Annotated in this window: 14 protein-coding genes; 10 read left to right on the top strand and 4 right to left on the bottom strand. The window is 44.9% G+C overall.

Features of this window, described 5'->3' with window-relative positions; genetic code table 11:
• The first annotated feature begins 32 nt into the window (after positions 1 to 32).
• Together rluD and pgeF are read left to right on the top strand one after the other, a co-directional pair.
• Entirely contained in the window at positions 33 to 1,004 is a 972-nt protein-coding gene (gene rluD, locus B143_RS0102370) for a 23S rRNA pseudouridine(1911/1915/1917) synthase RluD (RefSeq protein ID WP_081600412.1), read from the top strand.
• Between the two features lie 4 nt (positions 1,005 to 1,008).
• Positions 1,009 to 1,776, top strand: coding sequence for a peptidoglycan editing factor PgeF (pgeF, locus tag B143_RS0102365; protein WP_018122038.1), 768 nt, complete (start codon positions 1,009 to 1,011; stop codon positions 1,774 to 1,776).
• Here the strand turns inward: pgeF and B143_RS0102360 are convergent.
• Positions 1,773 to 2,633: a YwqG family protein gene (locus B143_RS0102360; protein WP_018122037.1), complete on the bottom strand. Its 861-nt coding sequence runs from the start codon at positions 2,631 to 2,633 to the stop codon at positions 1,773 to 1,775. The two genes, pgeF and B143_RS0102360, sit on opposite strands and share 4 nt — an antisense overlap.
• A 154-nt stretch (positions 2,634 to 2,787) precedes the next feature.
• Here B143_RS0102360 and miaB point away from each other — a divergent pair, with 154 nt between their 5' ends.
• From miaB to B143_RS0102340, 4 genes are all read left to right on the top strand, one after another.
• Entirely contained in the window at positions 2,788 to 4,137 is a 1,350-nt protein-coding gene (gene miaB / locus B143_RS0102355) for a tRNA (N6-isopentenyl adenosine(37)-C2)-methylthiotransferase MiaB (RefSeq protein ID WP_051063856.1), read from the top strand.
• Positions 4,138 to 4,156: 19 nt separating this feature from the next.
• The gene (locus B143_RS0102350) at positions 4,157 to 5,647 is read left to right on the top strand and encodes a leucyl aminopeptidase (protein ID WP_018122035.1); all 1,491 of its coding nucleotides are present in this window, start codon (positions 4,157 to 4,159) and stop codon (positions 5,645 to 5,647) included.
• A 113-nt stretch (positions 5,648 to 5,760) separates the two neighbouring features.
• Entirely contained in the window at positions 5,761 to 6,756 is a 996-nt protein-coding gene (gene gap, locus B143_RS0102345) for a type I glyceraldehyde-3-phosphate dehydrogenase (protein WP_018122034.1), read from the top strand.
• A gap of 121 nt (positions 6,757 to 6,877) precedes the next feature.
• Positions 6,878 to 7,297, top strand: a complete 420-nt coding sequence (locus B143_RS0102340) for a universal stress protein (RefSeq protein ID WP_018122033.1) — start codon at positions 6,878 to 6,880, stop codon at positions 7,295 to 7,297.
• A gap of 52 nt (positions 7,298 to 7,349) precedes the next feature.
• Here the strand turns inward: B143_RS0102340 and B143_RS0102335 are convergent, their stop codons facing one another.
• The 3 genes from B143_RS0102335 to prfA all read right to left on the bottom strand — a co-directional run bounded on the left by B143_RS0102335 (position 7,350) and on the right by prfA (position 11,585).
• Entirely contained in the window at positions 7,350 to 8,273 is a 924-nt protein-coding gene (locus B143_RS0102335; protein WP_018122032.1) for a sigma-70 family RNA polymerase sigma factor, read from the bottom strand.
• A 278-nt stretch (positions 8,274 to 8,551) separates the two neighbouring features.
• Positions 8,552 to 10,486, bottom strand: a complete 1,935-nt coding sequence (locus tag B143_RS0102330) for a bifunctional 2',3'-cyclic-nucleotide 2'-phosphodiesterase/3'-nucleotidase (protein WP_018122031.1) — start codon at positions 10,484 to 10,486, stop codon at positions 8,552 to 8,554.
• 10 nt (positions 10,487 to 10,496) lie between these two features.
• On the bottom strand, positions 10,497 to 11,585 hold the full coding sequence (prfA, locus tag B143_RS0102325) for a peptide chain release factor 1 (RefSeq protein WP_008314773.1): 1,089 nt from the start codon (positions 11,583 to 11,585) through the stop codon (positions 10,497 to 10,499).
• An 86-nt stretch (positions 11,586 to 11,671) separates the two neighbouring features.
• On the opposite strand from prfA, the gene B143_RS0102320 reads away from it, so the two are divergent.
• The 4 genes from B143_RS0102320 to B143_RS0102305 are packed head-to-tail and all read left to right on the top strand — an operon-like array spanning position 11,672 to position 14,925.
• Positions 11,672 to 11,980 (top strand): FtsB family cell division protein, encoded by a 309-nt coding sequence (locus B143_RS0102320; protein ID WP_008314774.1) that lies wholly within the window; start codon positions 11,672 to 11,674, stop codon positions 11,978 to 11,980.
• Positions 11,973 to 12,977, top strand: coding sequence for a YeiH family protein (locus B143_RS0102315; protein WP_018122030.1), 1,005 nt, complete (start codon positions 11,973 to 11,975; stop codon positions 12,975 to 12,977). Before B143_RS0102320 ends, B143_RS0102315 begins: the two co-directional genes overlap by 8 nt.
• Positions 12,978 to 13,010: 33 nt before the next feature.
• Positions 13,011 to 14,381 (top strand): amino acid permease, encoded by a 1,371-nt coding sequence (locus B143_RS0102310; protein WP_018122029.1) that lies wholly within the window; start codon positions 13,011 to 13,013, stop codon positions 14,379 to 14,381.
• A complete protein-coding gene (locus B143_RS0102305) occupies positions 14,362 to 14,925 on the top strand; it encodes a HutD/Ves family protein (protein WP_018122028.1) in 564 nt (187 codons plus the stop codon). The genes B143_RS0102310 and B143_RS0102305 overlap by 20 nt, the downstream gene beginning before the upstream one ends.
• The last annotated feature ends 15 nt before the right edge of the window (positions 14,926 to 14,940 follow it).

Below are 14,940 nucleotides of genomic sequence, written 5' to 3'. Positions count from 1 at the left end.
AGAAATTTTAACCAGCTATTATACTCAAATTTATGCAATCGACAGAAACTTTTTCATTGACTATCCCTATGTCTGCCGCTGGCAACCGTTTAGATGTTGTTCTAAGTGAATTGTTACCGAATTATTCCCGCAGTAAAATCCAAGACGCCATCAAAAATGGTCAAACTTTGTTAGATGGTAAACCACCTAAAATCAAAGATAAAGTCTATGGCGGTGAAGCGGTCTCCATCACATTGATTTTAGAGCAAGATTATTTAAACGATGCGAAAGCCGAAGACATCCCTTTAAACATTGTCTATGAAGATGACCACATCATGGTGATCAATAAGCCTGCGGGCTTAGTGGTACACCCTGCGGCGGGCAACCCTGATGGCACTTTATTAAATGCCCTGCTCTTTCACAACGAAAACGCGCATTTATTGCCGCGTGCAGGCATTGTGCACCGTTTAGATAAAGACACCACCGGCTTAATGGTGGTCTCTAAAAATCTAGATGCTTATTACCATTTAGTCGAGCAATTGAGTGATCACTCAATGGGCAGAACTTACCACGCGATTGCCACGGGTGAACTCATTTCTGGGCAAACCATTGATGTGCCCATTGGCCGCCACAAGGTGGATCGCAAAAAGATGAGCGCGCAAGCCATTGGCAAGCCCGCCATCACCCATTATCGCATCTTAGATCATTACCGTGGTCACACATTGGTGGAGTGTAAACTTGAAACTGGGCGCACCCATCAAATCCGTGTGCACATGAACTTCATTCATCATCCGCTCTTTGGGGATTCTACTTATGGCTGGCGTTTAAAATTGCCACCTAAAATGGTGCCCGAACTGGCAGAAGAGTTGCGTCAATTCAAGCGCCAAGCCTTACATGCGAAAAAGCTCGAATTAACACATCCCCATACGGGTAAACGCATGTTATTTGAATGCGATTATCCTGCTGACTTGGCAAAAATCATGCACGTTTTTGAAGAAGATTATCAACGTAACGAGGATTATTAGAGTCATGACCATCAAAACCATCAATGGATTACCTGTGATCAAACCGAACTGGTCTGTGCCAGCTCATATTAAAGCTTACTCAACCACACGTTTGGGCGGTTTTAGCAGTGCGCCCATTGATGGTTTAAACTTAGCGCTCAGCGTTGAGGATGATCGTGATGATGTGATCAAAAACAGAGCGCGCCTGATGGAGGCGCTCAATCTGCCTGAGCCACCGCGATGGATTTCTCAAACCCACAGCACCATTGTTCATGATGCCAGTGCGTTAGAGGCCATTTGTGAGGGCGATGCCCTTTTTACCACCAAACCGAATCAAGTATGTGCCATTTTAACGGCAGACTGCTTGCCCATCATTTTAACCAATGAAGCGGGTACCTTTGTCTCGGCCATTCATGCAGGCTGGCGCGGTTTACTCAATGGCATCATTGAAAACACCTTATCGGCTTGCCATCACATGGATGACACAATGATTGCCTGGTTAGCGCCCGCCATTTCCCAAAAAGCCTTTGAAGTGGGTCCTGAAGTGCGCGAAGCCTTTATGGCACACAATCCTCATTATGGTGATTTTTTCATCGACAGCGAGCGTGCAAATCACTTTTATGCTGACCTTTACAGCATTGCCCGGGAAAAGCTGAAAGCCTTTGGCGTCAAAGCCCACAACATTTTTGGCGGCGATTACTGTACCCACAGCTCACCGGATCTATTTTTCTCATATCGTCGAGATGGCAAGGCCTCAGGTCGCCAAGCCACCTTGATCTGGATGGCATCCTAGCCGCACGCCCAATCATAGAGCACGTGATTAAAATCACGTTGCTCCAAGGCTTCCATCGTCATAAAAAACTGAATGGAGCCACAGTCGCCAATCAATACATCCCCAATGCTGTCAATTTGCAGCAATAAAAATTGTTGATTCTGTGCGCGCTCACGCGGATCAAACTGCGTAAAATTCGGATATCCACCCACAGCATGACCGTAATTGGCTGCATCAACAGCATCATAAATGGCCATCATGACGGACTCCTCCTCATCTTCATCCTCTAATGATTCAGTGTATGCCTCAAGCGCTGTTTTAAAGGCCTCAATCTCAGGGTTACCAAATGATTCAGATTCTAACTCATACAGGGTCTCTTTGATGCTGGCCGTCAAGCCCACCGCTTGATCAATGCTAAGCGCACCATAATCATCTGCATTGTCATCTTGAATGTGTGAGCGCAAAGCTTCAAACGGTACTTGTGTCAAGGCAGATTCTGGCAAAATCTCTGTAAAATAGTGCACTGCGCTGCCATTGCCCTGACCGGTTTTTTCTAAGTCTAACCCCATTAAATCATCGGTGATGTCATAAAAAAAGCTGAGCATGCCAGACTTTGGTAAATGTTTTAAAACGGCATCTTGCTCGCATGTACTTAAAAGCTCAGCATCTTTAAAGATGTCAGATAAGTTCAGTTGTGCGAGTAAAGCTAAGGGGACGCCATCATCATTCGTTGGATACAGTGCATCCTTAGGAAAATACGGCACGCCACCAATTTTGGAAGCATATAAATCATGATGCACCTGTGCCGCTGTGGGTGTCAGTGCAATGGCACGGCGCGCCGTGTGTGACAATAATGTGGCCAATTCCTTAGGGATCATGGATAAACCTCCAATGAAGAAAAGCTTAGTATGGCATTTTTTGCACAAAAATAAACCGTGCCATCTGTGCCCGCCATTTCTTTCAGAATTTTTTCTGAAAACCGTGTAAAATCGCCTCTGTTTTTAACTATCCTTAGTTTATCTATCTAATTTTATGACAACTGAATTACCATCTACTTCTAAAACTTTTTACATCCAAACGCAAGGCTGCCAAATGAATGAGTATGACTCAGACAAAATGGCGGACAGCTTAAAGGCGTTTTGTCAGCTTGAAAAAACCACTGATGTGGAAAAAGCGGACGTGATCATTTTAAACACCTGCTCCATTCGTGAAAAAGCGCAAGAGAAAGTATTCTCTGAATTAGGTCGCTGGCGCGAGCTGAAAGCTGCGAACCCAAACATTGTGATTTGTGTGGGCGGCTGCGTGGCGAGCCAAGAAGGTGAATTGATCCGTAAACGTGCGCCTTATGTTGACATTGTGTTTGGCCCTCAAACATTGCACCGCTTGCCAAAAATGCTCCTCGATGTCTGGAAAGGCAATGGCGCCCAAGTGGATGTTTCTTTCCCTGAGATTGAGAAGTTTGATCACTTGCCAGAACCACGCGCCGAAGGTCCTTCAGCGTTTGTGTCCATCATGGAAGGCTGTAACAAATATTGCTCATTCTGCATCGTGCCTTATACACGCGGCGAAGAGATTTCTCGCCCAATGATGGATGTGATCGGCGAAATCGCCATTTTAGCGGAACAAGGCGTCAAAGAGATCAACCTACTTGGGCAAAATGTGAACGACTATCAAGGCGAAATGCCCGATGGCTCCATCTGTGACTTAGCGTTATTGATTGAATACGTGGCAAAAGTCGATGGCATTGACCGCATTCGCTTTACCACATCGCACCCGATTGCCTTCTCTGATCGCTTGATTGAAGTGTATGGCCGCGTGCCTGAATTGGTGTCTCACTTACATTTACCGATTCAATCGGGCTCTGATAAGATTTTGATGGCCATGAAACGTAACCATACGGCGCTTGAATATAAGTCTAAAATCCGTAAGTTACAAAAAGTGCGCCCAGACATCTCTTTATCCACTGACATCATTGTGGGCTTCCCGGGTGAAACGGCTGAAGATTTTGAAAAAACCATGGATTTGGTCAAAGAGTTGAACTATGACATGTCCTTTAGCTTCATCTATTCCCCGCGCCCAGGCACACCTGCCGCCTCTTTACCGGACAATGTGTCTATGGAAGAGAAAAAAGAGCGCTTAGCCCGTCTTCAAGCCCAAATCACTTCACAAGTGAATGCCATTTCAGAAAGCATGGTGGGCACAAAGCAACGCATTTTAGTGAGCCGCCCTTCTCGACACGATCCTGAAGTTTTAGCTGGCCGCACTGAAAACAACCGCGTTGTGAACTTCATTGGACCAAAAGAGTTGATTGGCCAGTTCTGTGATGTCATCATTACAGAAGCATTGCCAAACTCATTGCGTGGCCGTTTAGTTCTAGAATAATCAAAAAAGGAAAGAATTTATGAAAACTCAACCCGTCTCTTACCAATTGATCAGCGAAGACATCGCTGCGTTAGAAACCGATGTATTGGTGGTGAACTGCTATGAAGATGAGCTCTCACCCGATGCTAAAGCACTCGATGCAGCCATGGATGGCTTATTGCAGTCTTTATTAGATTCAGGCGAAATCACTGGGAAAGCGGGTTCAGTTTTCCCAATCTTTCAACCGAAAAACATCAAAGCCCGTTATTTATTGGTGGTGGGCTTTGGTGCGCGTGAAAAAGCCTCTGTGGTGACGTTGAGTAAAGCTGTAGATGCTGCCACTCAATGGGTGAAAAAAATGCCCGCCGAAACCATCACATTCTCCATCTTGAGCAACTGTGGTAAAAAAGCGTACACCATTCCAAAAATCATCGAAACGGTTGCGCATGCCACCTATACTTTTAATCAATACAAAAGCAAAAAAGATGAGCAAAATGCACAAGTATACGCCATCAATGTTGCTGCGTTAACCGAAGAGATCAAAGCAGCCTTTGATTATGGTTTAGCCCTCAAAAAAGGCGTATTGCTCACAAAAGATCTTGGCAATACACCAGCAAATCACTTAACGCCCACTGATTTATCTGACATTGCGGACAATCTTGCGCGCGAATATGATGATTTACATTGCAAAATCCTCAATGACAGCGACATCAAACGTTTAGGCATGGGCGCAATTGTGGCGGTGTCTCAAGGCAGCGCAGAAGCGCCTAACTTCATCGTTTTAGAATATCATGGTGCACAAAGCCGTGAAGAAGCCCCAATTGTGTTAGTGGGCAAAGGCGTGACTTTTGACTCAGGCGGCATTTCCTTAAAACCAGGCGCTGGCATGGATGAAATGAAGTATGACATGTGTGGTGCGGCAAGTGTGCTTGGCACCATGAAAGCGGTGGCAGAATTGGCCTTACCTTTAAACATTGTGGCGTTGATTCCAGCAGTTGAAAACATGCCTTCAGGCACTGCGATTAAACCTGGCGATGTGGTGACATCCATGTCTGGCCAAACCATCGAAATTTTAAACACCGATGCTGAAGGCCGCCTCATTTTATGTGATGCATTAACGTATGCAGAGCAATATGAACCCAAAGCAGTGATCGATGTGGCCACGTTAACAGGTGCCATCATCATTGCCCTTGGTCATGAACCGACGGGTTTATTTGCCAACAATCAAGACTTAGCCGATGCATTGATGGCATCGGGTGAAGCAACGCGTGACCGTGTATGGCAATTGCCAATGTGGGATGAGTATCAAAGTCAATTAGACAGCCCATTTGCAGACATTGCCAACATTGGCGGCGGCCGCGCAGGTGGCTCAATCACTGCGGCATGTTTCTTATCACGCTTTACCGAAAAATATGCGTGGGCCCATTTAGACATTGCGGGCACTGCGTGGACATCAGGTGCGAATAAAGGTGCAACGGGTCGCCCTGTTGGCTTATTACTCGATTATCTGAAAAAGCAATCTTTGGCATAAGATAGACGTAGATCAAGCGAAAAGATATACATTAAATTAAAATTATGTAACTATAGATGACTATAGTTACTCCGTTTGTTTTTATTACCCATTAGATAATCAAGGAGAAAATAATGGCTATTCGTGTTGGCATTAATGGTTTTGGACGTATTGGTCGCTTTGTGATGCGCTTAGCACTCGAGCGTAATGACATCGAAATTATTGGTATCAATGACTTAATTGACGTTGATTACATGGCTTACATGTTGAAATATGACTCAACACACGGTCGTTTCAAAGGCACAGTGGATGTTAAAGATGGTCAATTGATCGTTAATGGTAAAGCCATTCGTGTGACTTCTGAGAAAGATCCTGCAAACCTCAAATGGGGTGACATCAACGTTGACGTTGTTGTGGAAGGTACAGGCATCTTCTTAACCGATGAAAAAGCACGTAAGCACATCGAAGCTGGCGCGAAAAAAGTTGTTTTAACCGGTCCTTCTAAAGATGATACGCCAATGTTTGTGATGGGTGTGAACCACGAAACTTATGCCGGTCAAGACATCGTTTCTAACGCATCTTGCACCACAAACTGCTTAGCACCTGTGGCGAAAGTATTGAATGACAACTGGGGCATCACTGAAGGCTTAATGACCACAGTGCACGCAACAACTGCCACACAAAAAACAGTGGATGCTCCTTCTTCTAAAGATTGGCGCGGTGGCCGCGGTGCTGCACAAAACATCATTCCTTCTTCAACGGGTGCAGCTAAAGCTGTGGGTAAAGTCATTCCCGAATTGAATGGTAAATTAACTGGCATGTCTTTCCGCGTACCAACGCCAGACGTTTCTGTGGTTGACTTAACGGTGAACTTAGCAAAACCTGCCACATATGCTGAAATCTGTGAAAAAATGAAAGCAGAATCAGAAGGTGCATTAAAAGGCATTTTAGGCTACACAGAAGATGCAGTGGTTTCTACCGACTTCTTAGGTGAAACTTGCACATCTGTCTTTGATGCAAAAGCAGGGATTGCATTGACTGACAAATTCGTTAAAATCGTTGCTTGGTACGATAACGAAATCGGTTACTCTGCAAAAGTATTAGATCTTGTTGCTCACATCTCTAAATAAGTTTAAGAGACGACACTGATCAAAAAAAGCCTTGATATAATTGTTTATCAAGGCTTTTTCTACAATAATGGGTTATACTCAATCAACAATAATCATTCGTACCGACATAAGGAGTCACAATATGTATAAAAAAATCTTATTGGCCATTGATGGTTCTGAAAACTCTCTTCGTGCCGCGGCGGAAGCTGCAAAACTTGCAAAAGCAGACGCGGATGCAGTTGTGGAAATTGTCTATGTGACAGTTCCCCCAAAAACAGCGCGCGAAATCTTATTAGAACCTTCTAAAGAAGAGCAAGAAAAAGTACGCAATGCAAAAATTCAACCCGTTGAAAAAATCCTAGACGATGCCGCTGTACAGCACAAAACGAGCATCATCACAGGTGAAGCGGCGCCAGCGATTGTGCAACACTCTAAAACAGCCGGTGCAGACATCATTGTCATCGGTAGCCGTGGTTTAAATGCTGTGCAAAAATTTGTGCTTGGCGGCGTCAGTAATGATGTGGTACAAAAAGCCACTGTGCCCGTTTTATTGGTTAAATAATTAAAATCATCAGACTCAAAAAAGCCCATCCATGATGGGCTTTTTTAATGAATCAATCCACTAAATATTCGCGGATCTCTTTAAGTGCTTTCATCTGAATACGGCGCACTTTTTCACTCGTTGTGCCTAAAAGATCGCCCACTTCGGCATAGGTTTTTGGCACATCATCATCTAAGCCAAAGCGCTCAATGATCACGCGGCGGGAAACATCATCTAAATGGGTCAAACCCTCTTCTAATGCGGACATCAAACAATCTTCCTCCATCATTCCTAGGGCATCGTCTGAGCGATGGTCACTTGAGAGCATGTCTAACAATGAGCCCTGTTCATCATTCACTTCCATATCTAACGAAAGAATCATCTCATTTTCAATCAGAAGATCTTCCACCTCTTTGACACTTTTCTTCGCCACTTCCGCAATTTCTGTGTACGTTGGTTCGCGGTTCAGTTTTTTACCTAAATCACGCTGAATCTTTAAAATACGGTTAATCGCTTTGTGTAAATGAATCGGCAAACGCACCGCACGCCCCGTATTCATAATGTCACGCTCAATGGCATGACGAATCCACCACACCGCATAGGTAGAAAAGCGGTAATTCATCTCTGGGTCAAACTTTTCCACCGCCTGCATCAATCCCATGTTGCCCTCCGCGATGAGATCGCTCAATGGAATGTCACGATTGGCATAGCGCTTAGCAATTGCGATCACAAGGCGCAGATTGCTTTCGATCATCTCTTGACGCGCCGCTTGATCCCCAGCTTGAACACGATACGCCAATGCCTTCTCTTCTTCTGCCGTTAATAATGTGCGACTTGAGAGGTCACTGAAATACATGCTTAAGGAATCAGAAATATCAATATTACTGTGTTTATCATGATTTGTGACAATATTTGTAAACTCATCTTTATCGCGGATGAGGTCAGAACCTTCTACGGATTCTTGATCCCACTCACCGAGTAAACCTTCCTTATTCATTGACAACCCTTATTGATTGATATTTCTTTAATAAAACAGTTTGTGTAACTCATTAATTTGTCTGTATGATTTGACGCCGACAATCATATAGACAATGGCATGATTGATAAAATAAAAAACCCTTATCATCATCTTTTAAAAAGATTATAATGAAACGTTCCATCTTTATGTCTTCATTACCAATGGCATCAATTATATATTTTTGTTAGGAAATATCAACAAAATAAATGATTTTAGCTGTTTTACTGACAGATCCAATGGGTAAAATTCACTATTTATCAATGAGATTGATAAAAATTATCACCACCATTGTTAAAATAAGTAAATTTAGTCCTATATGAGAAATGTAAAGATTGCGAATGATTCACATCTAAAATTGAGGTTTTTTGCGCAATATTTGGGCAAATGTAAATGGCAAAGCCATCTTCATCCAATCTTTGACAGCGCTGCCAAGTGGGCATGTATGTTTGAATGTATTGCGCTGCTTTTTCATCGGGCGCCGTTTCATAGCGCACCTTTGCACGACATGCCAGTTGCCAATTGAAAGTGGGCACCACACGAATGTGGCCTTCATTGGCCACTTGATGCATCAAATATTCTGCAATGATTGTGGGTAATTCATCGGTGGATAACGTCACCACCGCATGTTCCCCACTGCCGGGGAATTTTCCTGCATATGCACGATATTGATTGGTGATGAGAAAAAACTCATCCTCATCGCGAACCCATTTCCCCTCATGGGTTAAATCTACAATGCGCCGTGCTGCCTCATTAACCAAACGACACTCCCCATTATATCGGCGCGGCTGCTGCACATCGACAGTGTATTCAACACCTTTGATCACATCGCGATTGTATCCACGATGTTTCGCCCAATTGATCAGTGGTTGGGCGGCACTTTGTCCTTCATCAATGGTAAAATAGATGCTGTTTGCGCATTCAAGCCATTCGCGTAGATCACGCCCATTGATGCGAAGGATGGCCAATTGATTGTTAAAGGGATACAAATCCGCCACATTCTTAAAGCTCAAAATGCCAGGCTCAATCCAGGTAAAATCATGCGGGGCATTTTTACGTCCGCCCACTTTAAATGCAGGCACGGCACTGAGAATTGGACGCTTTTCTACGCCCAATGACGCTAATAATTGCGCCCCATACCACAACTGCGCTTGGGCAATGAGCTCAATGCAGGCATCATCTTCCACCAGACTCATTGCACTTGAAAAATCGGTGACATTGCGTCCAATTGGGGCATTCATACGCGCTAAGGTCAATGCATGTTCACGCGCCACACAGGGAAATAATGGGTGCGTTGCATCCCCTTGCCCACCATTTTCAATCAATTCAGGCCATGCACGCTCAATGTGCCAACCTGTCGCATCATGGGTCAGTGTAAAATTCACACAGCCTAAGTATTGCCCAAAGGCACCAGACATGACCACAGGCACCGCACGACTGCCCATCTTTTCTGCCATGACGCCATGGGCATGCCCTGCCACAATGGCATCAACGCCTTCAATCTCTGCAAGATAAGTGACGCTGTTCTCTGCCCCCATTTGATAAGGGCGATCACTGACGCCAGAATGGGACAACACAACAATCAGATCCGCACCTTTGGTTTTCATCTCTTTGACATAATGAGCAATCGATGCGGTGATGTCCTTCACCACTAAGCGCTCGTGAGGATCTTCTGATAAAACTTTATGATTCCAGAGCATCACTTGAGGGGGTACTGCCCCGATGACACCAATGGTGATTGGTTTCGGTGCACCCTTTTCCATGGTGATCGATCGCTGTAATAATAAATAAGGTGGCAACCATGGTTTGCCTGCCGCCGTTTCAATGTTTGCACTCGTCACCGGATGGCGCCAATCTTGTATCGCCTTATGAAGATACGGCAATCCAAAATCAAACTCATGATTGCCAAGGGTTGCGCCATCATATTTCAGCGCATTCATGAGTGTAATCATCGAATGCTGATGCACCATGGCATCATCGCGCAGATAGTTGCCAATGGGATTGCCCTGCAGGCAATCACCATTGTCTAATAACAGTGTATTTGGCTCTGTGCGGCGAATCTGCTCGATCACATCTGCCAGTCCCATTAATCCGACATCAAGGAGCGATTGATCACGATAATAATCATAATTCGTGACATGTGCATGTAAATCCGTGGTGGCTAAAATGCAAAGTTTCGCTCGTTGAAGGGTCATGTCACTGTCATTATCCTTGATCGCTTAATGAAGAGAGCATGTCCGCTTGATGCTCTTGAATGAGGGGATTGATGACTTGATTTAAATCGCCGCCCATGATGTCTTCTAGTTTATAGAGAGTTAAGTTAATGCGGTGATCCGTAATGCGACCTTGCGGATAGTTGTACGTGCGAATGCGCTCAGAGCGATCCCCTGAACCCACAAGGCTTCTACGATTTTCACTCATGGCTTTTTGCTCTTTTTCACGCTCGGCTTCTAATAAACGTGATGCCAATAAGCTCATGGCACGCGCACGGTTTTTGTGCTGAGAACGTTCATCTTGACACTCAACCACTGTGCCTGTCGGTAAATGCGTAATACGGATGGCAGAATCCGTTTTATTCACGTGCTGACCACCGGCGCCCGATGCACGGAACGTATCCACTTTTAAATCCGCAGGATTGATGTTCACCACTTCTGTTTCTGGCACTTCTGGCAAAATTGCAACCGTTGCTGCTGATGTATGCACGCGACCTTGTGATTCTGTCTCTGGCACACGTTGTACACGGTGCGCACCGGATTCAAACTTCAAGCGAGAATACGCACCATGACCAATCACACGCGCAATGATCTCTTTAAAGCCGCCATGTTCGCCGCGGTTTTCAGAGACAATTTCCACCTGCCAGCGCAATGTTTCTGCATAACGTGCATACATATTGAATAAATCACCAGCAAAAATCGCCGCTTCATCGCCGCCCGTTCCGGCACGAATCTCTAAGAAGATGTTGCTGTCATCATTCGGATCTTTCGGCAAAAGGAGAATTTGTAATGTCTTTTCTAATTCTGCTTGTTTCTCTTGCAGCAATGGCAATTCTTCTTTTGCCATCTCTTTGAGCTCAGCATCACTGCTTTCTAACATCTCTTTAGCTTCAGTGAGGTTAAACTCATTGGTTTTCCATGCAGTGAATTCTTCCACCACAGGCGTCAATTGAGCATACTCTTGCGAGAGCTCACGGAATTTATTTTGATCGGTGATGATTTCAGGCTCAGAGAGTAAAACGCCCACTTCTTGATGACGCTCAATCAACTGATCTAACTTACGGATAATCGATGGATTCATAAAATTTTACTATATTCTTCTAGAAGAGATAAAATAGCCATTATCGCAGAATATTTACAATTCGTGTACCCGATAGGACAAAATTTATGAAATGGCTTCACGCGCTTATTGCCTTTTTAGCAGGCTTGGTTTTTTATTTAAGTTACAATTTGTGGTTTCAAGAGGATCAAGGTTATGCCTCCCTTGAAAAACTCACTGCAAAAATCGAAGCCGTCAATCAACAAAACAAACTGCTTGAAGCGCGCAACACCGCCCTTGAAGTGAAAATCAAAAGCCTCAAAACCGATGCCGGTGCCCAAGAAGAGCTCGCACGCCATAAACTTGGCCTCATTCAAGAGGATGAAACGTTTTATCAAATCCTCCCAAGTGAAGAGGAGCATCGTCATTATGACTAAACTCAATCGATCGATCCTCATTGGCATTCTCTGCTGCTTTGTGATTGCCATAGGGGCGCACTTTTTAGGCAAACAATTTCCCCTCATTGGTGGCGCGGTATTTGGGATCACCCTTGGCATCATTTTAAATGCATTATTTGCCAAAACCTCTGAAAAAATCAGCAAAGGCACCAGCTTTGCCGGCAAAAAAATGCTCCATTATGCCATCATCTTATTAGGCTTTGAGATGAGCATTCAAGAGGTCTTTCATGTGGGCTTAAATTCGCTATGGATCATGCTCTTTACACTTGCGGCCACCTTCATCACTGCCATTGTGGTGGCAAAAATGCTGAAAATTGATTTTGTCACCGGCACATTGATTGGTGTGGGCACAAGCATTTGTGGTGGCTCAGCCATTGCAGCAACAGCGCCTGTTGTGCGTGCAGACAGCCAACAGATTGCCTATGCCATTGCCACCATTTTTTTATTCAACATTGCCGCTGTTTTTATTTTCCCCGCCCTTGGCCATCTGTTTCATATGAACGATGAAGCCTTTGGCTTATGGGCAGGCACAGCCATTAATGACACGTCATCTGTTTTAGCTGCAGCTTATTCTTACAGTGATGAGTCCGGCAGCCTTGCCACCATTGTTAAATTAACACGCACCTTGATGATCGTCCCCATCACCTTTTTCCTCTCCCTTTATATGGCCAAATCAAAAAGCGCAGGCGATGATTATGAGTTTAAACTCACCAAAGCGGTGCCCTATTTCATCATTGGATTCATCATCACCACTTTAATCAATTCATTGAACATCATTCCCCATGAGATCACCCATGGTTTGGCACAACTTGGTAAATTTTTGATCATTGTGGCGCTTGTGGGCATTGGACTCAACACAGATTTAATGAAATTGCTGAAAAATGGTCTTCGTCCCATTATAATGGGCGCCATTTGTTGGGCGGTGCTCTCTGTCACTGCACTCATCGTACTCTACAGCATGGGGCATTTAGCCTAACCCGACGCAGCAATAAAGGACACAATTAACATTATGGCGACTCAGCTCAAGCGCGGATTGACACCGCGCCACGTTTTATTCATTGGCTTAGGTTCTGCCGTGGGCACCGGTCTATTTTATGGTTCAGCCAATGCCATTGAATTGGCAGGACCTGCCGTTCTCATCGCCTATTTTTTATCTGGCATCGCCGTTTTTATGGTGATGCGCGCCCTAGGTGAGATGATCATGCACCACCCGATGCCGGGTGCTTTTGGCGCCTATGCCACCAAATATTTAGGCCCTTTGGCAGGTTTTATCACCGGTTGGACGTATGTATTTGAAATGGCGCTCGTCTGCATTGCAGATGTCACCGCTTTTGCCATCTATATGGGTTTATGGTACCCCGATGTGGCCCCATGGATTTGGGCGTTGGCCATCACATTAATTTTATGCGGCATCAATCTGTGCGCCGTCAAAATGTTTGGCGAGCTTGGCTTTTGGCTTTCCCTATTAAAAGTGGTGTCCATCATTGCCATGATCATAGCAGGCGGCTACATTCTCATGAGCCACATGCATTTAAATGTGCCCCTTGAATTCACCCCAAGCCTTAGCAATCTGTGGAGCCACGATGGCTTTGCCCCCTTTGGCATCACAGGCATCATCATATCATTAACCGTTGTGGTGTTCTCATTTGGTGGTGTGGAAACTTTAGGGCTCACTGCATTAGAGGCTGAAAACCCAGAAAAAACGATCCCGATGTCCATCAATGTGGTGCCGGTGCAAATTCTGCTCTTTTACTTTTTAGCACTCCTTGTGCTGATGGCGCTTTTTCCGTGGAATCACATTGGCTTAGGCGCGAGCCCATTTGTCACGATTTTTAAAAGTCTGGGCATTGATTACGCTGCAAACCTCCTGAACATTGTGGTGATCACAGCAGCCATCTCCGCCATCAACAGTGACATCTTTGGTGCAGGCCGCATGATGCATGGGCTCAGTGAACAAGGTCAAGCCTCCAAGGCATTGAGTAAACTCTCTAAAAGTGGCGTACCGATTGTGGCAATCGCCATCATGTTTGTGGTGATGATCATTGGTGTTGTGCTCAACTACTTTTTCCACGATGGTTTATTTTTAGTGATCGCAGCGATGGCAACCTTTGCCACTGTTTGGGTGTGGCTCACGGTGCTCATCTCTCAAGTGGGCATGCGTCAACAATTGACCAAAGATGAAATCGCAAAGCTTAAATTCCCAGTGCCCTTTTGGCCAATTGGGCCTGCCCTTGCCATTGCCTTTATGCTCTTTGTGGTGGGCGTGCTTGGCTATTATGCACCTGTGCGCAATGCCTTATATGCTGGCATCATTTGGCTGGTAATTTTAACCGTGTGTTACTATTTATGGATCAAGCCTCATGCAAAAAATCGCCTTTAACACCCTAACGGTCAAACCTTGGAAAAATGGCCTTGGCACCACGCGCGAGGTGATGATCCATCCCCAAAATGCCACGATGGATGACTTCATTTGGCGTGTGAGCATGGCATCTGTTGAACACACAGGGCCCTTTTCTCATTTCCCGCATTGCCAAAGAAGCTTAGCACTGTTAACGGGGCAATCGATTGAACTATTGATTGATGGTGCGCTCCATACCCTGACAAAATCAGGGCAACCCATTACTTTTAGTGGTGAAAGCACTACGGAAATGATCCATTGTGTTGAGCCTGCGTTAGATTGCGGCATCATTACCGATACGCGCCACGCCAGTCATTCAATGGTGCGTATTGATTTTACAGACAATGATTATCAGCGATCTTCTTTGACCACATGCATCATTGCATTGACGGCATGTTCCCTAAATGGACAAGCGCTTGAGCCCTTAGATGCGCTCTTTTTCTCAGAGCATGATGAGAGGCATATAAAATTTAATGCGCCGTTTTCAATGGCTTCGTGCCTAATAATGGAAATTGACCTCAAATAGCCCTTGACACTTTTT

This window comes from Wohlfahrtiimonas chitiniclastica DSM 18708, assembly GCF_000375345.1.
GTDB classification, from domain to species: domain Bacteria; phylum Pseudomonadota; class Gammaproteobacteria; order Cardiobacteriales; family Wohlfahrtiimonadaceae; genus Wohlfahrtiimonas; species Wohlfahrtiimonas chitiniclastica.
Note: the sequence above shows the minus strand (reverse complement) of the source record. Positions and strands in the feature narration are given on the sequence as shown.